The sequence below is a fragment of the Parendozoicomonas sp. 209JJ7-1 genome (genome assembly GCF_058147085.1).
On record NZ_JBYVJU010000015.1, the window covers coordinates 54,266 to 80,072 of the forward strand.

Annotated in this window: 20 protein-coding genes, 1 tRNA gene and 1 riboswitch; of the genes, 12 read left to right on the top strand and 9 right to left on the bottom strand. The window is 48.9% G+C overall.

Annotated elements, in window-relative coordinates; translation table 11 throughout:
- Positions 1 to 124: 124 nt before the first annotated feature.
- A complete protein-coding gene (locus tag ACY2RQ_RS15065; RefSeq protein ID WP_490113808.1) occupies positions 125 to 895 on the bottom strand; it encodes a hypothetical protein in 771 nt (256 codons plus the stop codon).
- Positions 896 to 1,664: 769 nt separating this feature from the next.
- Between ACY2RQ_RS15065 and ACY2RQ_RS15070 the strand changes: the two genes are divergently transcribed.
- Complete coding sequence (locus ACY2RQ_RS15070) at positions 1,665 to 3,041, top strand: tyrosine-type recombinase/integrase (protein ID WP_490113809.1); 1,377 nt, start codon at positions 1,665 to 1,667, stop codon at positions 3,039 to 3,041.
- Positions 3,042 to 3,937: 896 nt separating this feature from the next.
- Here ACY2RQ_RS15070 and ACY2RQ_RS15075 read toward each other — a convergent pair.
- A complete protein-coding gene (locus ACY2RQ_RS15075; RefSeq protein ID WP_490113810.1) occupies positions 3,938 to 4,171 on the bottom strand; it encodes a hypothetical protein in 234 nt (77 codons plus the stop codon).
- 182 nt (positions 4,172 to 4,353) lie between these two features.
- On the opposite strand from ACY2RQ_RS15075, the gene hsdR reads away from it, so the two are divergent.
- The 6 genes from hsdR to ACY2RQ_RS15105 all read left to right on the top strand — a co-directional run bounded on the left by hsdR (position 4,354) and on the right by ACY2RQ_RS15105 (position 15,065).
- A complete protein-coding gene (gene hsdR / locus ACY2RQ_RS15080) occupies positions 4,354 to 6,789 on the top strand; it encodes an EcoAI/FtnUII family type I restriction enzme subunit R (RefSeq protein WP_490113811.1) in 2,436 nt (811 codons plus the stop codon).
- A 107-nt stretch (positions 6,790 to 6,896) separates the two neighbouring features.
- Positions 6,897 to 8,378, top strand: a complete 1,482-nt coding sequence (locus ACY2RQ_RS15085) for a type I restriction-modification system subunit M (RefSeq protein WP_490113812.1) — start codon at positions 6,897 to 6,899, stop codon at positions 8,376 to 8,378.
- Positions 8,378 to 9,373: a virulence RhuM family protein/type II toxin-antitoxin system death-on-curing family toxin gene (locus ACY2RQ_RS15090; protein ID WP_490113813.1), complete on the top strand. Its 996-nt coding sequence runs from the start codon at positions 8,378 to 8,380 to the stop codon at positions 9,371 to 9,373. The genes ACY2RQ_RS15085 and ACY2RQ_RS15090 overlap by 1 nt, the downstream gene beginning before the upstream one ends.
- On the top strand, positions 9,370 to 11,172 hold the full coding sequence (locus ACY2RQ_RS15095; protein ID WP_490113814.1) for a restriction endonuclease subunit S: 1,803 nt from the start codon (positions 9,370 to 9,372) through the stop codon (positions 11,170 to 11,172). The genes ACY2RQ_RS15090 and ACY2RQ_RS15095 overlap by 4 nt, the downstream gene beginning before the upstream one ends.
- A 162-nt stretch (positions 11,173 to 11,334) precedes the next feature.
- Entirely contained in the window at positions 11,335 to 13,755 is a 2,421-nt protein-coding gene (locus tag ACY2RQ_RS15100; RefSeq protein WP_490113815.1) for an McrB family protein, read from the top strand.
- Positions 13,755 to 15,065, top strand: coding sequence for an McrC family protein (locus tag ACY2RQ_RS15105; protein ID WP_490113816.1), 1,311 nt, complete (start codon positions 13,755 to 13,757; stop codon positions 15,063 to 15,065). Before ACY2RQ_RS15100 ends, ACY2RQ_RS15105 begins: the two co-directional genes overlap by 1 nt.
- 80 nt (positions 15,066 to 15,145) lie before the next feature.
- Here the strand turns inward: ACY2RQ_RS15105 and ACY2RQ_RS15110 are convergent, their stop codons facing one another.
- Positions 15,146 to 15,427: a helix-turn-helix transcriptional regulator gene (locus ACY2RQ_RS15110; protein ID WP_490113817.1), complete on the bottom strand. Its 282-nt coding sequence runs from the start codon at positions 15,425 to 15,427 to the stop codon at positions 15,146 to 15,148.
- A 208-nt stretch (positions 15,428 to 15,635) separates the two neighbouring features.
- Here ACY2RQ_RS15110 and ACY2RQ_RS15115 point away from each other — a divergent pair, with 208 nt between their 5' ends.
- Positions 15,636 to 16,187 (top strand): DUF1016 N-terminal domain-containing protein, encoded by a 552-nt coding sequence (locus tag ACY2RQ_RS15115; protein ID WP_490113818.1) that lies wholly within the window; start codon positions 15,636 to 15,638, stop codon positions 16,185 to 16,187.
- Positions 16,188 to 16,234: 47 nt separating this feature from the next.
- Here ACY2RQ_RS15115 and ACY2RQ_RS15120 read toward each other — a convergent pair whose 3' ends face one another.
- From ACY2RQ_RS15120 to ACY2RQ_RS15145, 6 genes are all read right to left on the bottom strand, one after another.
- Positions 16,235 to 18,310: a DUF5906 domain-containing protein gene (locus tag ACY2RQ_RS15120; protein ID WP_490113819.1), complete on the bottom strand. Its 2,076-nt coding sequence runs from the start codon at positions 18,308 to 18,310 to the stop codon at positions 16,235 to 16,237.
- A 56-nt stretch (positions 18,311 to 18,366) separates the two neighbouring features.
- On the bottom strand, positions 18,367 to 18,564 hold the full coding sequence (locus tag ACY2RQ_RS15125; RefSeq protein WP_490113820.1) for a helix-turn-helix transcriptional regulator: 198 nt from the start codon (positions 18,562 to 18,564) through the stop codon (positions 18,367 to 18,369).
- A gap of 598 nt (positions 18,565 to 19,162) precedes the next feature.
- A tRNA-Ile gene (locus ACY2RQ_RS15130) sits at positions 19,163 to 19,239 on the bottom strand.
- 158 nt (positions 19,240 to 19,397) lie between these two features.
- Positions 19,398 to 19,658 carry a hypothetical protein gene (locus ACY2RQ_RS15135; RefSeq protein ID WP_490113821.1) on the bottom strand — a complete coding sequence of 87 codons (261 nt, stop codon included), beginning with the start codon at positions 19,656 to 19,658 and terminating at the stop codon, positions 19,398 to 19,400.
- A 2-nt stretch (positions 19,659 to 19,660) separates the two neighbouring features.
- Complete coding sequence (gene cobO / locus ACY2RQ_RS15140; protein ID WP_490113822.1) at positions 19,661 to 20,269, bottom strand: cob(I)yrinic acid a,c-diamide adenosyltransferase; 609 nt, start codon at positions 20,267 to 20,269, stop codon at positions 19,661 to 19,663.
- 62 nt (positions 20,270 to 20,331) lie between these two features.
- Positions 20,332 to 22,185 carry a TonB-dependent receptor domain-containing protein gene (locus tag ACY2RQ_RS15145; RefSeq protein WP_490113823.1) on the bottom strand — a complete coding sequence of 618 codons (1,854 nt, stop codon included), beginning with the start codon at positions 22,183 to 22,185 and terminating at the stop codon, positions 20,332 to 20,334.
- 132 nt (positions 22,186 to 22,317) lie between these two features.
- Positions 22,318 to 22,559: riboswitch (cobalamin riboswitch) on the bottom strand.
- 125 nt (positions 22,560 to 22,684) lie between these two features.
- Between ACY2RQ_RS15145 and ACY2RQ_RS15150 the strand changes: the two genes are divergently transcribed.
- The 4 genes from ACY2RQ_RS15150 (at position 22,685) to ACY2RQ_RS15165 (ending at position 25,795) form a co-directional block, all read left to right on the top strand.
- Positions 22,685 to 23,341 (top strand): transglutaminase-like cysteine peptidase, encoded by a 657-nt coding sequence (locus tag ACY2RQ_RS15150; protein ID WP_490113824.1) that lies wholly within the window; start codon positions 22,685 to 22,687, stop codon positions 23,339 to 23,341.
- A gap of 129 nt (positions 23,342 to 23,470) precedes the next feature.
- Complete coding sequence (locus tag ACY2RQ_RS15155) at positions 23,471 to 24,220, top strand: hypothetical protein (RefSeq protein WP_490113825.1); 750 nt, start codon at positions 23,471 to 23,473, stop codon at positions 24,218 to 24,220.
- A gap of 127 nt (positions 24,221 to 24,347) precedes the next feature.
- On the top strand, positions 24,348 to 25,385 hold the full coding sequence (locus ACY2RQ_RS15160; RefSeq protein ID WP_490113826.1) for a DUF2333 family protein: 1,038 nt from the start codon (positions 24,348 to 24,350) through the stop codon (positions 25,383 to 25,385).
- Between the two features lie 38 nt (positions 25,386 to 25,423).
- Positions 25,424 to 25,795 carry an SUI1 family translation initiation factor gene (locus ACY2RQ_RS15165; protein WP_490113827.1) on the top strand — a complete coding sequence of 124 codons (372 nt, stop codon included), beginning with the start codon at positions 25,424 to 25,426 and terminating at the stop codon, positions 25,793 to 25,795.
- Positions 25,796 to 25,807: the final 12 nt, after the last annotated feature.

A 25,807-nucleotide genomic window follows, 5' to 3' on the forward strand; every position in this document is an offset into this window, starting at 1 on the left:
CAGTGATGACTACCGCCTTTGTTTCATGAGGATAGTTCCTGTAGCAGAGGAGTAGCCCGTTTATTATTAAAGAGTCAGGAAATGGGCCAGTCTCAGATGTTCTGGCGGTGGTCGAATAGTGAAATTACAGCTCTGAGGTGCAGGTTGCTGAGGATATTGGCAGATTGCCTGAATCATCGAGAATATTAACATAAGGTTCAATTGCCGCTTTGTGTACACGAATCTCCAGCTCTCTCCATTGTTGTTCATTTTCTTTCATAAACTGGACGTAGGTATCAGGGCTGGCGTTTTGGATAAAACCCTGACGCTTATCCAGAAGCAGCTGGAGTTCCGTATCGGTGACGATCGTTCGGCCTCTGGCTGCCAGGTCTACAGCCGTCATATACATATTCTCACTGGAGGAAGCTCCAACGGGGACAACAACATCTATGCCATGGGCATCAAGAAAAGCATCCAGATTGTGTTTTATCCATTGGGTGTACTCGGTATCGGAGTGCACGACAGTGCTCCCGAACGCCTTATAGGTTCGGGTTTTGGCATACATCTCGAGATAGTATTTCTGCTTCATTTTTACATAGTCATGAACCAGCTGAAGGGGGCCAGGGGTGGCTGTATAGTCTGCATCGATAAAGTAAACGTTCTTGTTTGTATAATAGCGGCTAAGCAGTTTCTTTTGTGACCATAGAACAATAGGCACCCGCTCGGCGTTATAGGACAGGACTTCAGTGGTATTAATATTCATAACGAATATCGCAATTTTTTTACCGGCAGCCAGTTCCTGGTCGATTTTTTCAAAGAGTTCCAGAAGGTCAGCCTTGGATGCACAAGGAAGAATCAAGGCTGCCAGAAGTATGGAGCTAAATAACCAGTGCCTGAGAAGGATCAAATGAGGCATTCGGCTGATCACTGCTTACCTCCTGTTCTTTCCTTTTCACCGCTGGAGAGAAGGAAGAAAGACTATAGAAAAAAGGCTGGGTTCTGGGTGTTATATCAGCATCAGTATAAAAGTCACATTATGTCTATGTTAGTTGGCTATTCGGAAGCTGGCTGAAAAAAGGTTGCTGACTGAAACCCCTTCAAGATCAGATATCCTTGATCCCGGGCATATCACCAACAGCTTTATTATTCAGGCTGCGCAGGGGTGTTTGGATAAAGGCAAAACTACCCAGGCTCATAGGTACATGCTAAATAGTCCAATTACCGAGTTTTTCTCGGTGGTTCAAGAAATGTCAGGGATAATATACAAGGACTGCATGATGCTTGAGACTGGCAGGGCATATTGCGCCCCGTCATTGTTATCAGGTAAGAGATTCATGATGTTTGAGTGGGGACATGGTGTTGACTGAGGAAGTCGACAGATACAAAAAAGCGCTTCCTTACTCGGAAGCGCTTTCTGTATATGGTGGGCCCAGGAGGACTCGAACCTCCGACCAATGGATTATGAGTCTCTGATTTTTCTAAATTCATACATATTCATCTGTACTCATCTCTCATCATAGACTCGCTGGAACCCCTTGTTTCATCAGGTAAATCTGGTTTGACGAGTTAAAAAACATACCTACCTTTAATCATTGGTCGTCATGGAAACTCGGCATTTTACCGAGACCTCTACCGAGACCACATTTCGAACTAATCCGGATAAAACGTCTGCTCAGGTGAATGGTATGCCTTCTGCAAAAACAAAACGATGCGGTGCAGTTATGCGGTATGAAAGCAGTGGTCAACGGACAAATGACAAAATGGTTGAGGCATTGTCCCTTGATGGGCAGAGGAGCCATAGCGAAGCCCTCGGACAAGGTGGAGGTCGCTTGATCTCTAAAGTGCGGGGAAATGGCGATAAGGAATTTATATTCAAGTATGACCGGGAGAAAAAGCCCGTCACTCTATCTATTGGTCGTTTCCGGCCTCCCCGCAGTAAGACAAAAGCAGGTTTGAGTGTTTCAGAGGCCCGTGTCAAAGCATTGGAATATAGCCACCTTCTGCTCAGGGGAATTGATCCGAAGGACTGGCGGGCAGATCAAGCACGGAAAAAAGAACAAGAAAGGAAAGAACGGGAGGCTCGATCGAAAGTTGGCTCTTTGGGGGAGCTGATCCAGCTATACACTGCGCAGATGCGCAATAATGGCAAGAAAACCTGGGCCGAAGTTGAGAACCGCCTGAATCACCATGTCTGTCATCCGTTTCCTCAGTACTGGAACATGCCTGCCAAGGATATTGTTCCAGAGGATATAGTTACAATTCTGCGCCGTATTTATGGCAAAGGGACACCTGTTGCTATGCGCCATACCCGGGCGTACCTGCATGCGGCCTTCCAGAATGGCTTGGGTGCTCACCTCGATCCCACAAGCCCTGTTCACAATGGTGGTGACAAAGCCCGTACGTTCCATCTGACGAGCAATCCGGTCGCCAGTATTCCAAGTAATACCAAACTGCTTCGTGTGGGGGAACGCCATTTATCAGAGCAGGAGCTGGCTCAGGTATGGCAACAACTGCCTGAGTTGATGAGCCATAAAATGGCCTTGCTCTTTCGCCTGCTTATTGCATTGGGCGGGCAGCGTCCGCTGGAAATCCTTCAGGCTAACTGGAGGTGTTACAACTTCCGGGAGGGCGTACTCTACCTACCGGGTGCCATAGTAAAAAATGGACAGAATCATGCTGTACCACTGAACAGGTATGCCCTGTCGATTCTTGATGAGCTCAGGATTGATGAGGATGAGAGCATGTATCCTTTTTATGCTGAGAGGCTGACGTCCCGTCAATCAGGCCATATGCGTCTTGATTCTGTCTCTCAAGCCATGAGCCGCTTCTGTGTTGCAACGGGAATAGAAAAGTTCACCCCAAAGGATATCCGGCGTACCTGTAAGACCCTGATGGCCAGCCGTGGATACAGCAAGGAGCTGATGCAGCAGATCCATAATCATGCCAAACAAGGAGTGGATGATATCCACTACAACAAGTACAGCTACCTCAAGGAGAAACGTGAGGGGATGGCTCAATGGGCAGGGATTTTGGATGAAATATTCTCTGTAAACGTGAGGTAGTTACTGTACTTGCTGCAATGGAGGTGTTCCCCTCCTGCATTTGTTAAATCATGGATGTGTCAGGGCAGATCATCCTGAATTAACAGAAGTCATTTTGAGTGCCCTGACTGGTCTGGTTTGCGTAGGTATGCACCACTCCCTATAGGAAAGCTTTTTCCCTCTCAATTTAAAAAATTATTCCCATGGTGTGTCACTTATTGAATCTGGCGAACTCTCATAGCATGGCAGTGAGCCTGAGCATTGGCTCACTAAAAGTAGAATGATGATTTGGGAGTAACGATGAAAAGCGATACCTGCTTTGGCAAACAATCTGGACAACCACTTTCCGTTTATTTCACTGAAGAAGATGCCCAGTCCTCGGCTGAGTACGCAAAGACGATGTATGAACGTGACCTGGTGCCCTATAAATGCAAAAAATGCGAACACTGGCATTTATCACCACGGGACAGGCAAACGCCCAGCACTCAGTGAAAAAATGGCACCCTCCAGATAATAAAATGGAGCCAATAATCAGATACCCGATGTTACGAGTAGTGAATTTGTAAATCGAATTGATGTTTTGCAGGAATCCCTGTGACAAGTGTTTTCCAAAGGCTTTAATCTTGTTGAATAATAATCGAAAAAAAACTCTTATGGATTTTATGTTTTCTTCATTGCTTGGGATTCAAAGTGTTACAGGTTTTCTTGCTTCGTTTGATTTTATTATAAGGAAGGAGATTAAATAGATTGTGATGAATACGGTAAGTATTTCGTTTAATTTCTCAATGATCATGTGTTTGCCAAAGTATATGTGGATGCAATGTTTGTTTTCTGAACTTTGGGATTATTGATTGTTCCTCATCTGTGGAAGATTGTTAGGAAGGCTGTCTATTTTTTTTGTATTGGGTAGGCGTGTATCAAAAAATGAGCTCAGCTAACCACACACACCCATAGTACAAGACTATTGATATGGAAAAAGTGAGAAGAAATACTTTGAAAGGCAGGTTGTGTGTAATGCTTGGATCAATTTTGCTAGTGCTGTTGATATTTGTTCGATCATCAATACCATTGATTAAGTTGCTGAATAAAACCTCTGAAACTGTTGCTGCAACAAAACTGGTTAAACCGATTACAAGAATAGCGTCAAACATGGTTGTTGTCCTTAATACGTAAATGGATAGTATTAGGACAGAGATATAAGAGATTTGTTTTGCCACGGTAACCATCTTGTTATTTGCCAAAAATATAACCACCATCACTAAACGACACCCTACCCCAACTCCCCTGCTCAGAGTACCATACCAAAAGGTGCAAACATCTGAACACGGAGAGCATGCAGTTGAACAAGGCGGAAAAGCAAAAGCTGACGGAACGGGACATCTGCACCAAGTTCATAACCCCGGCTATCCAGAATGCAGGCTGGGACATCAACACCCAGGTGCGGGAAGAAGTCACCTTTACCGCTGGCCGCATTATCGTCCGTGGCAAGCTCCATACCCGTGGCAAAAAGCGCCGGGCTGATTACATCCTCTACCACCAGAAAAACCAACCTATTGCCATTATCGAGGCGAAAGACAACAAGCACAGCATCGGTGCCGGTATGCAGCAGGGGCTGGATTATGCTGAGGCGTTGGATATCCCCTTTGTCTTTTCCAGTAATGGCGATGGTTTCCTGTTTCGGGATTGCACCGGCAATGCGCCCCAAATGGAAACAGAGCTGAGCCTTGATGAATTTCCTTCACCTCAAGAACTATGGCAGCGTTACTGCACCTGGAAGCAGTTTGATTCCACCTCCCTGCCTGCCGTAGAAGCGCCTTACTACGATGATGGTTCAGGCCGTAGCCCACGCTATTACCAGGCCAATGCCGTCAACCGAACTATAGAAGCCGTTGCCAGAGGCCAGGATCGCATCCTGCTGGTTATGGCCACCGGAACAGGCAAAACCTACACGGCTTTTCAGATCATTTGGCGGCTTTGGAAGTCCCGGCAGAAGAAGCGCATCCTGTTTTTGGCAGACCGCAATATCCTGGTCGACCAGACCAAGAACAACGACTTCAAGCCTTTTGGTCAGGCCATGACCAAAATCAGCAAGCGTCAGATCAATAAATCCTTTGAGGTGTATCTCTCCCTCTATCAGGCCGTCACCGGCACAGATGATGAGAAGAACATCTACAAGCAGTTCTCGCCTGAGTTCTTTGACCTGATCGTTATCGACGAGTGCCACCGGGGCAGCGCCAAAGAAGATTCGGCCTGGCGGGAGATTCTCGATTACTTCTCCAGCGCTACCCATATCGGTTTAACTGCCACGCCCAAGGAGACCAAAGAGGTTTCCAACATCGATTATTTCGGCAAGCCCATTTACAGCTACTCGCTGAAGCAGGGCATTGATGATGGCTTTCTCGCCCCTTACAAGGTTGTGCGGGTCGATTTCGATATAGACCTCAAAGGCTGGCGGCCCAGAAACGGACAGAAAGACAAATACGGAAATGTGATTGAAGACCGCATCTATAACCAAAAGGATATGGATAAAAATATCGTCTTCGATGAGCGTACCCAATTGGTGGCCATGAAGGTCACCGAGTTTCTGCAAGCCAGTGGTGAATACCAGAAGACCATCGTCTTCTGTAACGATATCGACCATGCTGAACGCATGCGCCAGGCTCTGGTGAATCTGAACCCCGAACGAGTAAAAGAGAACTCAAAGTACGTGATGCGTATCACCGGGGATAATGATGAAGGCAAAGCCGAGCTGGATAATTTTATCGACCCGGAATCCCGCTATCCGGTTATCGCCACCACCAGCAAACTGATGACCACCGGCGTGGATGCCAAAACCTGCAAGCTGGTGGTGTTGGATCAGCGCATACAATCCATGACCGAGTTCAAGCAGATCATCGGTCGTGGCACCCGTATTGATGAAGATTACGGCAAACACTGGTTCACCATTATGGATTTCAAAAAAGCCACCGAGCTGTTTGCTGATCCGAACTTCGATGGTGATCCGGTACAGATTTACGATCCCCAACCCGGCGAGCCGGTTGAACCGCCAGAAGATGGAGGGGATGAAACCGGAGAGAACACCGACGATCCAGCCGGTGAAGGCAGTGATGATGGTGTCGATACGATTGGCGACCCAGGCCCCTTTGATAATGGAGGCGATGATACCGGTGGCCCAGATACTCCGCCCCGTATCAAATACCGTGTTAAAGGGGAAAAGGTCACTGTTATTGGTGAACGGATTCAGTACCTGGGGGCCGACGGCAAGCTGATTACCGAGTCCATGCGTGACTACACCCGCAATACTGTGAAGAAGCAGTTTGCCAGCATGGATGACTTTCTCCGCAAATGGTCAGACGCCGACCAGAAAAAAGCCATTATCGAAGAGCTGGCGGAAGAAGGCGTGTTCTGGGATGAGCTTCAGGCCGATGTAAAAAAGAAGCTGGGCACCTCTCACACAGAAGCGCTCGACCCGTTTGACCTGATCTGCCATATCGTCTTCGACCAGCCGCCCCTCACGCGCCGTGAGCGTGCCGATAACGTCAAGAAACGGAATTACTTCACCAAGTACGAAGGTGCCGCCAGACAGGTGCTGGAGGCGCTTCTGGACAAGTATGCCGACACCGGCATAGAGCATATCGAAAACATCAAGATTCTAAATCATGAGCCGTTTACCGAACTGGGCACAGTGTCAGAATTGGTGAAAAGCTTCGGCGGCAAAAAGCAGTACACCAAGGCCGTTCAGGAGCTGGAAACCGCCCTCTACAGATGAAAACCTCTGGCACCTGCCTGATATTGGTAGTAAAACTCCAGTCATAGCTTATTACCCTGATCACATATAAACAGTGATCGGGGTTTGTTTTTTCAGGATATCTGTTCATGTCTATTTCTTCCTCCATCAAATCCATCCAGGACATCATGCGCAAGGATGTCGGCGTAGATGGTGACGCCCAGCGCATCGGCCAGCTTGTGTGGATGCTGTTCCTGAAAATTTTCGACGACCGTGAACAGGAATGGGAGCTGCTGGAAGACGATTACGAGTCTCCCATCCCGGAAGAGCTGCGCTGGTGCAACTGGGCGGCAGACCCGGAAGGGATAACCGGCGAAGAGCTGAAAAACTTTATCGACAACACCCTGTTCCCAGAACTGCAGGAACTCCGTGGCCGAGACGGTGACCAGCGGGCTTACGTGATTCAGAACGTTTTCAAAGACGCCTACAACTACATGAAGTCCGGCCAGCTTATCCGGCAGGTGCTGAACAAAATTGAAGAGGCAGTGGACTTCAACAAATCCAAAGAGCGCCACGCCTTTGGGGATATGTACGAGCAGATACTCCGTGACCTGCAAAACGCCGGTAACGCCGGTGAGTTTTACACACCACGCCCTGTCACCGAATTTATGGTCAACCGGGTAGACCCAAAGCTCACCGACAAAGTGATGGACCCGGCCTGCGGCACCGGTGGCTTTCTTACCTGCACCATCGAACACAAGCGCAAGAACTACGTCCATACCCCGGATGATGAGCAGGCTTTGCAGAACACCATCCACGGCGTGGAGAAGAAGCCCCTGCCGCACCTGCTGGCCACCACCAATATGATTCTCCACGGCATCGACGTGCGGTCCAACGTGCGCCACGACAACACTCTGGCCCGCCCGCTTCGTGACTGGGGGCCGAAAGAGCGTGTGGATGTGATTGTCGCCAACCCGCCCTTCGGTGGAATGGAAGAAGACGGCATAGAAACCAACTTCCCGGCGGCGTTCCGCACCCGTGAAACCGCCGATCTGTTTATGACCCTTTTTATCCATCTGCTGAAATATGGTGGTAGGGCGGCTGTGGTACTGCCAGACGGCTTTCTGTTTGGCGAAGGCATGAAAACCCGCCTGAAAGAGAAGCTGCTGACAGAGTGCAACCTGCACACCATCGTGCGGCTGCCCAACGGCGTGTTTAACCCGTACACCGGCATCAAGACCAATCTGCTGTTCTTTACCAAGGGCCAGCCCACGGAACAGGTGTGGTACTACGAGCACCCGTACCCTGCCGGTTACAAGAACTACAGCAAAACCCGCCCGATGAAGTTTGAAGAGTTCAAGCCGGAAATTGAATGGTGGGGCAACGAGGCCGACGGCTTTGCCAGCCGGGAGCAGAACGAGCAGGCGTGGAAGGTCACCATCGATGAGATCAAGGCCCGGAACTTCAACCTGGATATCAAAAATCCCCATGTGGGCGAACAGGTCAACCACGACCCGGATGAACTGCTGCAAACCTACGCCACCCAGCAGCAGGAAATGATGGCTATTCGGCAGCAGTTGAAGGATATACTGGGAGCGGCACTCTCTACGGATACGGGGCAGAACGGCTGATGCAGGAGAACAGTGAAGTCCAGATATTCACCAGTGAAACCGGCGAAGTCAACGTTCGGCTGGCCAGGGACAGCGTATGGCTGACCCAGCGGCAAATGGGGCAGATTTTCGGGACAACCCCGGAAAACATCCTTATGCACCTGAAAAATATCTATAAAGATCAGGAGATTGAGGAAACCTCAACTTCTAAGGATTTCTTAGCAGTTCAAACGGAAGGCAGGCGTCAGGTTCGCCGGAATCTGAAACACTATGACCTGGATGCGATTATCTCCGTGGGTTACCGGGTGAACTCCAAACGGGCTGTTCAGTTTCGCCAGTGGGCCACCCGCACTTTGAAAGAACACCTCACCCGTGGCTATACCATCAACCAGCAGCGCTTTGAGGACAATGCCCGTGAGCTGGAAGCGGCCCTTAAGCTGATTCGCAAAGCCGCCGCCACTCCGGAACTCCATGCTGATACCGGACGGGGGCTGGTGGAGATTGTCAGCCGCTACACCCAGACCTTCCTGTGGCTCCAGCGGTACGATGAAGGATTGTTGAACGAACCCACCGGTCAGCCCGGCGGTACTCTGGCCACAGAGCAGCAGGCTATGGCCTCATTGCTGGCCCTGAAAAAGACCCTGATAGAACGCAAGGAAGCCACCGAACTGTTTGCACGGCCTCGTGGCGATGGCCTGGGCGCATTGCTGGGCAACCTGGATCAGACCGCATTTGGTGAACCGGCTTATCCAACGATTGAGAGCAAAGCTGCACATCTTCTCTACTTTGTGGTGAAAAACCATCCCTTTACTGATGGCAATAAACGCAGCGGCGCTTTTCTGTTTGTGGACTTCCTCAACCGCAATAACCGCCTGTTGAATGATGACGGCGAACCGGTAATTAACGACACCGGTCTGGCCGCCCTGACCCTGCTGGTGGCGGAATCCGACCCGAAGCAGAAAGACACCCTGATCCGCCTGATTATGAATATGCTGGCCAGCGAGACTGTTGTATGACCTCCCTGTTAAACCCCGAACTGCTGCTTGAAAATATTGATCTCTGGACCAGCGCCCATACCACCAAATCCAGCGCAGGCCGGGGCAAAAGCTCCAAACTGGATTTGCATGGCATAAAAAAGCTGCGGGAGCTGATTCTGGAACTGGCTGTGCGTGGCAAGCTGGTGCCTCAGGATCCGAATGATGAACCGGCTTCAGTGTTGTTGGAACGGATGGCTGCTGAGAAAGAGCGGCTGGTAAAAGAGAAGAAGATTAAAAAGCAGAAGGCACTGCCGCCTATTAATGATGATGAAATCCCATATCAATTACCGCGAGGCTGGCAATGGTGCAGGGTAACTGATGTTGGTATTACATCCACTGGTAAAACACCAAGCACCAAAGTCAAAGAGTACTTTGAAGGCGATATTCCTTTCATTGGGCCAGGCCAAATTAGTTTGTCTGGGGAGTTATTAACGCCCGAAAAGTTTATATCGGAAGATGCTATGGAGCACACTACTGAGGCAAATCATGGCGACATACTCATGGTTTGTATCGGTGGTTCAATTGGGAAAGCTGTCGTAATCAATCACCGGGTTGCATTTAACCAGCAAATTAATGCGATTAAACCCCTTCATATTTCTTCGAAATTTTTACTGTTCTCCGTGATGACTCAACGCTTCTATCGAAGTGTTTTGGATCAAGCAACAGGATCAGCTACGCCGATAATTAACAGAGGAAAGTGGGATGGTCTGATTATCCCTGTCGCACCAGAAGCCGAAGCAGAAAGCATAGTCACCAAAGTCAACGAACTCATGTCCCTCTGCGACAAACTGGAACAGCAGCAGGCCGACAGTATCACCGCCCACCAAACCCTGGTAGAAACCCTGCTGGCTACGCTGACCAACAGCACCACGGCAGAGGCAACGATGACCGCCAGGGATGGCGGAAATGGCGAAAATGCAGGAGCAATTTTCGCCCAGAACTGGGCCAGAATCGCCGAACACTTCGACACCCTGTTCACCACCGAGCACAGCATCGACCAGCTCAAACAAACCGTGCTGCAACTGGCGGTTATGGGCAGGCTGGTACCCCAGAGCCCGGAGGATGAGCCTGCCTCCGCACTGCTGGCCCGTATCGCCGACGAAAAAGCCCGGCTGGTAAAAGAGAAGAAAATCAAAAAACAGAAACCACTGCCGCCGATTGGTGAAGGTGAGAAGCCGTTTGCTTTGCCGAATGGGTGGGAATGGTGTCGGTTTGGAACTTATTGGCAAGATTCTTTTTATGGACCGAGGTTTGGTAAAGAAGAATATGTTACAGCCAAAGGTTACCCCACGGTTAGAACAACGGATATGACTGCTGATGGGCGTATTGAGTTAAGCGATCCACCACGTGTTGAAGTTGATACTGGAAAACTTAATTTATACGGCCTTCAAAAAGGCGATTTGTTGATTACTCGCTCTGGCAGTATTGGAACAATGGCATTGTTTACTTTGGATATTCCGGCCATTCCAAGCGCATATTTGATTCGAGTGAGACTGCCTGAAGGTTCGCTTCCAGAGTTTTTTTTGTTGATGTTGATGAGTCCGTTAGGTCAGTCCTACCTTGGTTTAAATACTACTTCTGTAGGCGTGCCCAATGTTAATGCAAACAAAATGGCTGAATTTGTTATGCCGGTACCAGGCATCACTGAGCAAGCAAGAATTTTGGATAAGGTTCATGAGCTAATGGCTCTTTGCGACCACCTAAAAGCCAACGTCAAGCAGTCCCAACAAACCAACCTGCAATTGGCCAATGCCATTGTAGAACGCGCTGTCGCCTGACCCTCCCCTGATTTTTATAAACACCGCCTGCCCAGCACTAACCCAAAAAGCAGGCAGGCGGATATCTCTCAAATATAGACGTCGACCTATTACTATTCTGCTGTAACAGTAGGATCATGGTGGCCATTTACTCTACCCCGTTTCTGGCCAAGGAATATGCCTATGTCCGCCTATCTGCTTACCTGGAACCCCAAACACTTTTCTCTGGGCGGAGATGGCTCGGAAGATGGCAGCCTGAAATACCAGGTGGGAGATGAAATTACCTGGTCCTGCAGCAGCAAACAGCCACAACCGGGGGATACGGTCTATCTGGTCAGGCTGGGGGAAGAGCCCCGAGGGCTGATTGCCAAAGGCACAGTCACCCAGGGCAGTTTTACCGATCCGGATTTTCGGGATAACTCCGAAACCCGCAACTGCATCCGTTTTCGTTTTGACGATATGCGTCTGGAGCAGGCTGATGGCTCCCTGCCCATGCTGATGGTGGTGAATGCCTTTCCTGAACAGAAGTGGAGCCCTCAGTCTTCCGGTATCGAAATTCAGCCGCAGTACCTGACGGAGCTGGAAAAATCATGGGCAGCAGGCAAAGGAAAGCACAGCCTGGAGGTTATGTTGCAATGGGTATACGACCAGAAAGGTGGCAGTAAAGGCTGGCAGGCGACCTATGAAAAGGTGTGCCAGAAGGCCGTTGCCATAAAAACATCAGGTACGTTATCCACCCAGGATGTAAGGGCCATCTGGTTTGAGCGTTCAAATGGTGTTTCCAGTGTAGGCGCTGGTGGTCTGTACCAGAAAGATATGGATAACAACATTCCCCTCCTTGAAAGCATGACGCTGGATATTCTGAAAGACCCTTCGCCAGCAAGATTTACCCAGATTCACAAAGACTGGCAGAACGGCACATTCTCCAAAACAAATCGAGCTGTGATTAACCGGGTGTTTGCAGTGGCTGACCCGGAGCATCTGACCACGATTATTAATTCCCGCGATGTGAATACTGTTTTCATGGTATTGCAGAGCCAGTTTGAAATGTCTCTGCCCCGTAATGGTAACTGGAACGAGTGCAATCGGGCTTTTACCGGGGCCGTCAGTGAATTACTGAAAAACGGCTGGAGTGCCATCGAGAGGAATATCGCCCTTTGGTATTTCTTTGAATGTATTTATCACACCAATAAACAACAAAACCACCAGCCAGAACCTCTGGTACCGGAAACAGAAGACGCCCAGGATATGGGGGAGAGCATGATGTCCGCAGGCACCAATACCATTTTGTATGGCCCTCCTGGTACAGGAAAAACCTTCCATACCATTGAAGCCGCCGTGCGTAAGGCTGAACCGGGGTTCCCTATTCCTGAAGACAGGGAAGAATTGAAGCGGAAATATGATGAATTGGTAAAAGCCGGTCGCATCCGGTTTGTGACTTTTCACCAGAGTTTCAGTTATGAAGAGTTTGTGGAAGGGCTAAGGGCTGAGTCTGATGATGGCCAGATCAGCTATGACATTGCCCCCGGCATTCTTAAACAGATTTGTATGGATGCTGCCGCTGGTGTTGCTGTTTCTGAATCTCCTCTGGAAACAGCTATACAGGCTTTACAGGAACAACTGAATGGTGGAGAGCGAATAGAGCTGGAGACCCAAACAGGAAAGTCTTTTGGTGTGAAATATCATGGGAACAAAACCTTTAGAGTTTTCCCGGAAAATACTGTCCATGATGATTTAGGGAAAGGATACCCGGTCTCCATAGAACATATCCGGAACCAGTACCGGAGGACTAACCTGGATAAGATTTACAATATTTCTTATGTGCGGAGCATCCTTGATTATCTGGTTGAGCAACACAACGTCCCGGCGTTTTCTGCCAAGCCAGCACAGGGCAGGCAGAACGAATTTGTGTTGATTATTGATGAAATCAATCGGGGCAATATCTCCAAAATATTCGGTGAGCTGATTACCCTTATTGAGCCTTCCAAACGTGCCGGGCAGAAAGAAGCCCTGACGGTTCAGCTCCCTTATTCCAAGGATGAGTTCTCGGTACCCTCCAATTTTCACATTATCGGCACCATGAATACCGCTGACCGCTCCCTGGCGATGATGGATACCGCCCTGCGACGCAGGTTCGACTTTCAGGAGATGATGCCGAACTGCGGTTTGCTCTCTGATGTTGCCGTGAGTGAGGTGAATGTTGGCGAGATGCTGAAGGTAATGAACCAGCGTATCGAGTATCTGTACGACAGAGAGCATACTCTGGGACACGCCTTCTTTATGCCGCTGCAAGATATTGATGACGAGCAGGCACGATTGGATGAGCTGGCTTCTATCTTCAAGAATAAGGTCATCCCGCTGCTGGAAGAGTACTTCTTTGAAGACTGGGACAAAATCCGCCTGGTGCTGGGAGATAACCAGGTCACAGACCCTGAAGATCAGTTTGTTAAACAAACTAAAACGACCGGTCAGTCACTCTTTGGTAACGACTACCAGGATGATTCTTTCGACAGTGAGAATGTCACCTACCAGAGAAACCCGGATGCCCTGCAAAATATTCAGGCGTACCGAAAAATCACAGCATTCGTGGCCGGAGATGCGTGATGGCTGGCGATGTCATCACCGTTTTTGAGTATGGCTACTTAAGCCCGAAGGTTGAGGATGGCCGCTGCAAAAAGATCACCGGCAAGGCGTTCCTCTACCTTGAGAATTTGTGCCTGAATCAGGATGAAGAGACACCGGCATTTCTTCGCCTTTGCTCCTGGGGCGGGCACAAGGCGCTGCAGGTGCGGAACTATGTCGGGGTGATTCATACCCCGACCGGTGTGCAGATTGAGGTGCTTCCCAAAACCACCACGACAGAAGCAGAGGGGGAGTCCCGTGAGGCTCTGCTTAATATGCTCAGGCATTTGCGAGCATTCCGGCATATTGAAACCACCGATGCGCTGGTGGCCACGAAACAGATGCCCCTGCTTGAGGTGTTTATCCGCCAGTTTCTGCAGAGTGTCAGCCATCTGGTAAAACGGGGCCTGTGTTCCGAGTATGTGCGCCGGGAGGATAACCAGAACTTTATGAAAGGCAAACTGCTGACCTCAAGGCAGCTTCGCCATAATCTGGTCAATCAGCACCGCTTTTACGTTGAGTACGACGAATACCTGCAAGACCGTCCGGTTAACAGGCTTATCCATACGGCATTAATTCGTGTAGCAGGCATCACCCGTTCCAATGCCAGCCAGAAGTTGTGCAGGGAACTGAACTTTGCCTTTCAGGATGTGCCGTTGAGCAAGGATATTCCGGGTGACTTCTCCACCATGAAGGTCAGCCGGGGGATGGAGCATTACAAAACACCATTGGCCTGGACCCGGTTAATACTGGAAGGCTTCTCGCCTCTCTCCATGAGTGGAAAGGAGCAGACCATATCCCTGCTGTTCCCGATGGAAGCTGTGTTTGAAGCTTACGTGGCCAGCATCCTCCGCAGACAACTCAAAAAGCCCTACTGGTTAAAAGAGCAGGCCAGCTCCGAATCCCTGGTGGATTACGGTACAAGCCGCTGGTTCCGCCTCAAGCCTGATCTGTTAATTATGAAAAATAAGCAAACGGTCGTGCAGGTGCTGGATACCAAATGGAAGCTGCTGGACAGCGCCAAGGGCAATGGCAAAGACAAATTCGGCCTCTCCCAGGGGGATTTTTACCAGATGTTTGCTTATGGCCATAAATACCTGGAGGGGGCAGGGGATATGCTGCTGATCTATCCGAAAACGGAGCGATTCAGTAAGGCTGTTAAGCAGAGTTTTGATTTCAGTGATGACTTAAGACTTTGGGTGGTGTCGTTTGATATACACCCGGCAGCTTCTGATCATACAAGATTTAACTTTCCCGAATCCTTGTCACCGTTTTCGGAGCAGACCGGGTAACTTGTGAAGGGCTATTTTCAGGAAGTCATGCATACCGGCAGGCAACGGCTGAATGCCTGCCTGTGCTTTGACTGGATAACTTACCTGAGCCGGTTTTCTCTCTTTTTGGCAGCCTCCCAGACTTTCAGGTCAGTAATACTCCACTTCGGGTAGGCGTTTTGGCTGGCAGTGATGGGAGCTGGGAAGTCTGCCTCAGCACGCATGCGATCAAATGTTGAGGGGGATACTCCGTAGCGTTTGTAGCACTCCGGGCGGCTCAGGTATTCCTTTTCAAGTGGTTGAGGTTTCGACAACCTTTGCTGAATTCTTTCCAGCACAGAGTCTGGTTGTCCGATGGTAATACGAAAGGTGTCGTTCTTCATTGTTATGTCTGGCCGTTGTTGTGGTACGTATAAAAATTAAGCCTATGCAAGGAAAACAATGCTGCAAATTTTTTTGCATTTCTGGTGAATATGCACCTTCTTAGCCTTGGTCTATAGCTTGTTTCAATATGCCAATTAAGCATTTATAGGTGATCCTTCTGGCTGCATATACTGCTTCGCCCAGTCCGTGAGTGTGGAGGAAAGGTGTATGTATGACTCAATATCCCGTAATGATGTTGCCTGGTTAAATTCAACCAGGGCCAGAATCACTGACGCCCGCATATTCACAAGGTTTATGCTGAACAGGCAGACACTATCGCTGTACTGGCAGGTGGGTGACTCAATGCTGAAGTGGGAAAAAGAGCATGGGACACGTTGGAGTCATCGTGATGTGAAATTTTTTGCCAGATACCTGAAGCGACATTTTCCCCTCTTTACGGAGTTTGAGCCTGGCAACCTGTTATATATGCGCAAGTTTGCTGAGGCTTGGCCGGATTTTCATGAGAAGGAACTCTGGCAGAGTATCGGTTGGTTAAGCTGGGAACATAACATTCTGCTGTTGGATAAACTGAAGTATCGTTATTCAAGATACTCCTACGCAAAGCAGGCATTGGAGAACCGCTGGAGTGTTCGGGAACTGGAGTTCCATCTTGAAAGGGCCATGGATATAAAGAGCCCCGGGAGCATCAGGGTGTGTATGCGCCAACCCTCTGGTTCAAAGCATAAGGTTGAGAGTGTGTTCAGGAATAAACCGGGATAGAAGAAGCCGGCGGGCTTAGGCCCGCCATCTGTATATGAATGGCTCTGCTATCCGCCCCAGTCTACATCGCCTCCGATATATTTCTCGAATGCTTTGCGGCACTCATCCAGTGGGGGGAGCTGGTAATAGCGTTCACCACCTGCACGTTTATCCTGAACAGGAAGAATTGCCCGGAATTTCTTATGGAAAAGACCACTGCCACCACTGCGCTGTTTCCAGTGAGGGAGGGACTCCTGAAAGTGTCTGAACAGGTCTTTCTTACTTATCTGGTGTGGCCAGGAACTTTGAGAAACGAACTCTCCAGCCACCAGGCTCTCGTATATCCAGTTATCCTCTTCACTGAGGTGTAAAAGCTTTTGTTCGGTGAGAACTGGCGTTTTTGGTACAGACCGCAGCTGTCGTTGGCTGATATCTTGATGCAGAAGATAGTGAAGCAGTGCTGCCGGGCCACCATTACTGCATTCACGCGTTAATGCCTTGAAGTATTGGTAATCACCACTGCGATGATCGCTGGGTTTGAGGGCCAGAAAGCGCCTGTCATCTACGTCTGCGGGTAAAACTCTGGTGTTATTGCTCGCCATTATTAAGCGAACAAAGTTCCTGACGGTGAACATATCCCGTCCTTTAGGATTGACTGTGCGGGTGGGCTCCGTAATGAGTGACTTTAAAGAGCCTGCGGTAGAAGCGTTTCCGTCAAACATGGCTTCATCAGCAAAAACAAGCAATGTGTGTGCTAAGTGGACGGTATGATGGCCCGTCAGCATCTCTGGGTTGTGAACACTCATATAGTGATGACCAAAGATGTGGCCAAAATAATTGACGAAGATCCCTTTCCCTGTGCCTTGTCCGCCCAGAAGAGCGACAGCTATGCCGGGTAACACGGATGGGTGCTGGACAGCATCAGCCATCCAGTCGAGGAGGTACTCGTAATGCTCTTTATTGCCAGAACAGATGACTTCCTTAACGTGCTGGAGGAATAGGGAGCAGTCTCCGTTAGGGGTTGTTTCTACGGCAAAGCCTTTCCATAGGTTATAAGAATTCGGACATGGCGAGCTTGAGGGGTCGAACACGACCTTGTCATATTGTCTTCTATCTGGGTGCTTTAACCACTCAGGAGCGATGGGCTTACCATATGGAGTTCTTTTGTTCGCTAGGAACATACGAAACTCATTAGGCAATAGAGCGACAGGCCCTTCGGGAGTTTCACGCATGATGACGTTTTTGCCACCTTGAAGAGCCAGCGAGAACTCTTCGTTGATGGCCTGAACCCACGGCTCAGAGGAACTTTGTTTTCTCTGAACTGTCCGGTGAATGCTTTCGACTGTGGCACACACCTTCTCATCCGGCAGCGGTGGTACGCAGCACTTAAGGTTCCAGATTTGGGCCAGCAGTTGTGCATCCTGACATGAGACACCATTTTTGAAATGTCTGCCAAGCATGGTCGTGAGTGCTGTAGTTCTTTCTCCATCCCGGAATACCTGCTGCTGGCTGGATGAAAGGCAAGGCTTTGGCTGAGGTAAGGATTGAGAAGATGGCGTTAACCCTAGCCCGGAAGTTAACTGCTGAACGCTATAGACGGGTTCTGCATTTACCTTAACAATACGGCTTCTGAAGGGCGTGCTTTTCAGGTGATCGAATCCGGGTACTCGCATTAACCTCGGCAGATCGCAGACAGAGCTATCTCCATTAAACAATCGTGCAAGTTCTTTTTGCAGGCAAGGGAACTGTTCCAGCGTGCAATCCTCTACTTGCCAGTAGGCATGAAATCGACCAGGGCTGGATTCAATAACCAGGTGAGGTTTGAGAGGGGCATTTAGAACAGGGTCGATGGGGAAACCATCCAGATCAACAAACAGGGTACGAACACCAAGGATGTTCTCTGCTCGCCTGCCCTTTAAATCGGTTTGGTTGGGCGTAAAGAATACGCCTGCTCCATTAGCATTAGCCTCTCTGAGCGTGGGTTCAAGTACGTTATATGAGCCGTGCAGTATTTTGCTATGTACGTCACTGCCTTTTTGCTCTGGGAGTAGCTGAAAGGTCTGGGGGGCATTTGACCCACCAAACAGTTTCAGGAAATTATGGGCGTCATCCTGTGGGACGACATTTTCATGAGAAGTACTCATAATCAAAGTCCTTTTGAAGAGTTAATACCGGCATCCGTGCCGGTTTTTTTTGAGCGTTAGTTGCACATATCCAGTTCAACCAGCCAGTCTGAGACTGTGTGCTCAAGCCATCCGATAGAGTTTTTGCCGTAATGTATTGGGGGTGGCAGCCAGCCATCTTCTACCCAGCGATAGATAGTGCTGCGACTGACATTCCCCAGGCGTTCCTGCACATCAGGCATTCGCAAGATACGGGGTGGTGTTTGGTAGGACATAAAGAGCTCCGGTGTGTTGTCAAAGGAGCCCGTAGGATAAAAAGCAATCTCGGATAGGTCGTCCCTGTCCAAAATTTCTTCAGATGATGTACGGGGAAGGCTGTTTTCTTGTGCAGGTTGTGCTGTTGGTTTGCATCTATCCAGGCAAGGCAGGGAAAAGCGCGTTTTAGAGTTCTTATATATTTTTATTTCTTTATAAATGGTTGGATAGGGTGGATAGATTGGATAAATAAAATCCATAGAAATGCTAAAAATTGTCGAGGCATCAGAAATGGGGCCCGCTTACCGGTTTGACATCCGGGCCCTGCCACCGCCCCCCTCCTTCGATTTTGACCCTCCCCCCCTATACCTGTTACTGAACGTTTTCATGATGAGTACTCTTTGAGAGCGAGCCATAAGGAAAGGGCTCTTTGGATAACCCAGTGAATAATAAGTAGCGAAGTGATTTTGCGAAGGGTAAACCACGGAGCTGAGAAGGTGTGAAACAGAGCGAAGGGACACGGTTAAGGTCTGCACTTCACCGAGACCATTACCGAGACTAAAAGCCAAAAACTAAAAAGAGGTGAGCAGCTATTAACTGTTCACCTCTTGTGGATTATGGTGGGCCCAGGAGGACTCGAACCTCCGACCAATGGATTATGAGTCCACTGCTCTAACCAACTGAGCTATAGGCCCTTATGCGTGATATTTGACGAAATCATGCGGCGCTGATTATACCCATGGAAACTATGATGTTCCAGCCTTAAGCCCTCAAAGAATAACAATATTTCTTTTGTTTTCAATCAGATCGGGAGCTTTGGGCTGTTTGCGGTTTTCGTTGATCAGGTATTAATTCATATCAACCTGTTCAGGGTGCCAGTAATTGTGAAAATAGCGGCTTTCATGCTGGAGAAACAGATTATAGAGCACCTGATGAAAGCCTGGCAGATAATCTTCTGCAGGCGCAGGTGGTGGATAAAGACGTTAGATTGAGAAAGAAGATGCTGGCTGGGCTGTTTTACATATCTTGCTGACTGGATAGTCTGAATATGAACCCTGCTGTAGCTGGAGCTGAATACCTGCTTTGCCAGTGGCCTCCAGCTAGAGTGATCCATACCTACCAGTCTATACCTTTCCGGGCCTTTACACCGGCTCGGTATGCGTGGCGTTCGTCTTTCACTTCGCTGATTGTGTCTGCAATATCGGTAAGCTCTTTCGGGCAGCCCCGACCGGTAATAATCACCGACTGCATCTTGGGGCGGTTATTAATGGCTTCAATAATTTCACCGGTATCCACATAGCCATAACGGGCGATATAGGTGATCTCATCCAGCAGAACCAGGCTGAGTTCCGGGTTTGTCAGCATTTTCCTGGTTTCTGTCCAGACCTCCTGGGCGGCTTTGGTATCAAGTTCTTTGTCCTGGGTATCCCAGGTAAAGCCGGTTCCCATTACATGGAACTGAACACCAAGTTTTTCCAGAATATTGCGTTCCCCGCAGTCCCATTTGCCCTTTATATATTGTGCGACGCCGGCTTTCAGGCCGTGGCCAACACATCGCAGTACAGTGCCAAAGCCAGAGGTGCTTTTGCCCTTGCCGTTGCCGGTTATCAGAATAACAATGCCGCGTTCTTCCGTTGCCGCTGCGATATGGCTGTCTATATGCTCTTTCTTGCGCTGCATGCGCTGTTTGTATTTTTCATCTTTGCTGGCATCAGAGCTGGACATGGAAACTCCGTCAGAGTGTAAGCCGATGGAAGTGGGGCAGATGAACTGCCCCGGATATTAGATCAGATAGATGGGGACCAGGAAATATTTGCGAAGATGCCGCGGGGTTCTTCATAAAACCCTTTTACCGTTTCGTACTTTTTATTCAGAATGTTAACGGCTTTCAAACCTGTTTTAACGTCTTTAGTAATCTGCCAGCTGGCACGCAGGTCGATCGTACCATAGCCGGATACTTTCCTTTTGTTGGCAGAATCACTATAGGAATGACTGCGTGCAGTGAAGGTGCCTCCATAGGAGAAGTCGCCGGATTTGCGATCGGCAATCAGGTTAAAGGTTTGTCTGGCTCTTTGGACAAGGACTTTATCCGTCTTGCGATCTTTCGGGTCGAGCACTGTCAGGTTGGTTGTCACCGTCCAGTTTTCAATTTTCACTGTGGTATTGGCTTCAAAACCACGAATACGGGCTTTGTTGACGTTTGATCTGATAACTTCATTGTGGGATTTCTGAGAATTGACAATCAGGTTATCAATATCATTCTGGAAGGCTGAAATGCTCCATGACCAATGATTATAATTACCGCGAAGTTCAATTTCCTTGTTCTTTGCATTCTCGGGTTTCAGGTTCGGATTGCTCAGATATATGGTGCCAAAGTTCTGCGGAGGGGCATAGAGATCCTGAAAAGTCGGGGCTCTGAATGCCGTACCATAACTGGCGATCAATCTCATGCTGTATGGAAGGTTAAGCCCCCACGCTGCATTACCGGTGGTTTTTACGCCGTAAGCTTCATTGTCATCTCTTCTCAGACTCACTTGCACATCACTTTTATCAAATGTTGTCTGTCCCTGAATAAAAGCGGCCTTATTATCACGACTGGTTTCTGTAAACTTTACAGAGCTGTCGACGGTATCTTTATAGTAATCCAGACCGGCAATGATGAGACTGCTTTCGCCGACAGAAACATCATTCTGCCAGCTTATTAAGTCACGCTTTGTTTTGTACTTATTAGGATAGGCTGTGCGTACTGCACGATTATCATCGACATTACGAGAGAAATTAACAGAGGCTTTCCAGAACTCGTCAATTTTGTAGTCTACCCCTAAAGAGGCTGAGGAGTTGCTGAACTCTGTTCTGGGTTTTTGAGTGCCGAATTCATCGTATTCTGAAACACCCTCACTGTTCAGGAAACTGATATGCCCCGCCAGCTTGTCTGAAAAATCATGACCAATCTTCAGGCTGCTGGTTGTGTTGTAATAAAAGTCATTATCATTTTGAGGTGAAGTTTTGGCATCAGTGCGATCATAACCATCAGTTATAAACCGGCTGATACCGAAGTGATAACGGGTATTTTCATGGGTACCTGAAACGTTAGCATTTGCTGTTCGAGTATTGCGGCTACCATAACCAATGCCAAAAGTTACTTTTGGTTCAGCAGTGCTGCTGCGGGTAATGATATTGACTACACCTCCTATTGCATCCGCCCCATAAAGGCTTGCTCTGGGGCCTCTCACGACTTCAATGCGTTGAATCTGATCTGGATCCAGATACTCGAGGCTGGCCGATCCAGAGGTTGCGCTGCCAATTCGCTGGCCATTTATCAGTATCAGTGACTGGCTTGATGTTGTTCCCCTGATCATGAGCGGGGCCCTTGCTCCCGGGCCGCCATTACTGTTTATCTGGATGCCAGGTAATACACCAAGAAGTTCCGGCACGCTGCTGGCCTGGCTGTTCTCAATATCTTCCCGGGTAACAACTGAAACAGGTGCAAGTGCCTGGTCAACCGTTTGTGCCATCCGGCTGGCTGTAACAACAACCTCTTCAAGCTCATAAATATCTTCACTGGTCTGAGCTGAGACGGCTTGTGTAGAGACAGCGAGTGCAAGAGGCAGAAGGGTTGCTGGTATTTTTTTTATGTTCATGTGTGTCCGTAATTAAGGTCGGTGTGTTGGATTCCCGCAACGGGGCCGACGGTACGGAACGAAAGGCAGGTTTCAGCGCATCTTCGCACTGTGAGAGATAGTCCTTAGACTCCTGGGTAATCCCGCCCAACATCCGTATATGTATACAAGGCAGGTCTCCTGACTCCAGAGATACTTCATCCATCGTCTCCCCCTTCCCGGATGCTCTTACAGAATGCCTGTAGAACCTTTCCAGTGGTTTTTCACCGCTGTGTGTTGCGGCGGGAGACAGAATTCTCTGTCACAGTTGCGGGTACAGTCCGGGATTCTCACCCGGTTCCCTATTAACCTTGTTAGTGATTACTATCAAGGTACCTATGTATGTTGCCAATACTACTGATGTCCGGTGATTGTGTATAGGTTGTAACAAAGGCATGTAGACGAAAAACGGGCAGGATGGCTGTCCTATAGTGGTTTCAGGATCTCGTGATTGAGTTGTTCACAGGGAGTGTGATCCACTATGAAACCCCTAGCAGTAGCACTGTCAATCAGTGCATTAGGGCTGAGTTGTGCTGTGATTGGTACTGATGCCAGTGCCGAAAGTTCGACAGCCGCCAGACACATGGCTGGCGCTCAGCGGGAAGTCGGGCAGCGTGTTGACGCCTGGGAGCAGTTGATTACCCGTCTGCGTACTGCGCCAGACAATGTTCGTATCGAACAGATCAACCGTTTTTTTAACGCTATTCGTTTTCGCAGTGACCAGAATGCCTGGGGAAAGGAAGACTACTGGGCTTTACCCAGGGAGTTCCTGAACCGGGGTATTGGGGATTGTGAAGATTACGCTATCGCCAAATACATTACGTTGCGTCGGCTGGGTATTTCCGATGAACGTTTGCGGTTGGCTTATGTGCGTTCGCTTACACTGCGGCAGGCCCATATGGTTTTGATGGTGGAAACCGATGATGGACGACAGGTCGTGCTGGATAACCTGACCAGTGCCCTGAAACCTCCTGAGAAGCGTAATGATCTTGATCCAGTATATTCGTTTAACAGTACCGGCCTGTGGCTGTTAAGTGATGATTACCAGGAAAGACGAATCGGGCAGGCCTCCCGTTTACCCCATTGGAAAGCTATTCAAAATCGTTCGATTGATAGCCATATCTGGCCCAAAGGGTAACAATAAAGGGGGAATCAACGTCTATTGATAGAGCATGAACTTCTGAGGGCAAAGGATGTACTCAGGAAGAAGGTCTATTATAGGCGTTTACCTCTTCGATTATATTTTATCCGCCCGATGAGTGTTTTCTTGAAGTTTCCTCTTGGCAAATTCCTGCGATGCATGGGCTTTGTTATAAGCATTTTTTTCCCGGTGCCAACCATTACTTATGCAGGTTCATCTGAAACCATTGCTTATATTGAAAGCCTGCTTGCAGAAGGCAAAGAAGTGGGACTCTTAATTATTGATATGCAGACCAAAGAGCTGGTCAATTTCAACGCAGATGAATTCCTGAGTGTTATCCAGTCGCAGATTGCTGTTATCGAACACTTCACCGTCAATGAAGGGGGAGAACTCCGGTTGCGCAAGGGCCTCAATGTTTACAATGTACTTATGAAAGGTAAAGGGCCTGCTATATCAGAACTCTCAAGGGTCATGGGAGAGCGAAGTATTAGAAAAGTATTCCTTAAAGGTAAATTTGACGCATTTGCCCAACCTGTTGAGGTGGTGTCGGATGAGGGTGAGGGAGAACTGAGTGAAAGCATGTATACCGAACTGGCGGCTCACCTGCGCTTTGAAAATGTCACGGATGTTATTCCTGTCGGCTGCTATGACTTTATGTGTGTCCGGGCAACCGCAGAAGGCGCTTTGAGAGAGGGGTTTTCAGTGGCTATAGATCGGGATCTTAATATATTTTACAAACAGGATACTGCGGAGAATATAGGCAGAAGAACATATCGGAGAAAAATGGAGAGGCAGTGGCGGGATTTGCTTAAAGACGATTCTCCTATTCATGTGATTTCCAACTCAGCGGTTTCCAGTCGATGTAGCATTATGTGAGTAACGCAGAATGTTTTCTGGTCATATCGCCTAAGCCAAGTTAATTAATAAAGCCCCTATGAGTTCTGCTCAGCTTTGCCCATAATAGTCCGAACAAGTTGCACCTGCTGGATTTTAAGGGGATGTCATGGGCCTGGAGAGTTGGAAAGAACGGCTGGCAGATATAACGTCAGTAATTGGCGGGCGTAATCTGGGACGCATAATCGCGGTAATTGTCGGTATTTACCTGCTGGTTGTTATTGTTCTCGGGTTTTACTGGAGCAGTGAACCTGCCCTGTTTAATGTTCGGACTAACGCCAAGGCAATGGCCGCAGAGCTGAATCGGCCGGTTGTCCCTGGGTTTACCTCTACTGCAACAGCCATACGCATAGCTGAAACCCTGCTGGATAAACCCGGTGGCTATTTGCGCAATGATATAGCACCTCCAGGTGTATTCCTTGATAACATGCCCAGCTGGGAGTTCGGCGTGCTGGTGCAGCTCCGTGACTTTACCCGGGCCATGCGCAGAGAATTCAGCCGGTCACAGTCCCAGTCCAAGGAAGATCCTGATCTGGCCCTGGCGGAACCTCAGTTTAATTTTGATTCCAATAGCTGGGCGTTACCTTCCAGTGAAAGCGAATATCGCCGTGGTATTAAAAAGCTGGACAGCTACCTGCTGCGCCTCTCTGATCCGAGTAACCCAGCTCAGTTCTACACCCGTGCAGATAACCTGACCCAGTGGCTGGGGGATGTGGAAACCCGACTTGGCTCCTTGTCCCAGCGTCTGAGCGCAAGTGTGGGTAAAACCCGCTTGAATACAGATCTGGCCGGTGATGCAGAAGCAGGTCAGTCCACCCCGGCAGGTGATGAAATGCTTGTAAAAACCCCCTGGATGCAGATTGATAATGTTTTCTACGAATCCAGAGGTACATCCTGGGCTTTGATTGAGTTACTGAAAGCTGTTGAAGTGGATTTTCAGGATGTTCTGGAGAAGAAAAATGCTCTGGTCAGTCTGAGGCAGATCATCCGTGAACTGCAGGAGACCCAGGCAACCGTGTGGAGTCCGATGATTCTGAACGGCGATGGCTTTGGCATCCTTGCCAACCACTCTCTGGTTATGGCGAACTACATTTCCCGTGCCAATGCTGCCATTATCGATCTGCGCAGCCTGCTGAAGCAGGGCTGATAAACTCTTTATGTGCCGGTTTAGTCCGGCACATACTTTTGAAATATATTCCTTATTTTTCTGTTATGGCTAAGTACAGTTCCGATAAAAGTGACGAAAGTCGTCTGGTTTACAGCACTGACCAGGGTCGTATACGTGAGACAAAAAAAGAAGAGGTTGTTCCTGAAACCGATGGTGTTGTTCGGGTAAGGCCTGAGAAAAAAGGGCGGGGTGGAAAAATAGTGACTGTCATCACAGGCTTGCCCATGACAGGCAATGACCTGAAAGGCTTTGCCAAGCAACTGAAGAAACGCTTTGGCGGCGGTGGCGCGGCAAAAGATGGTGCTATCGAGTTACAGGGCGACCATGTGGACACCATGGTCGCTGAGCTGATCCGCCTGGGTCATAACGCCAAGCGGGCCGGCGGATAAGCTTTGCTGTTA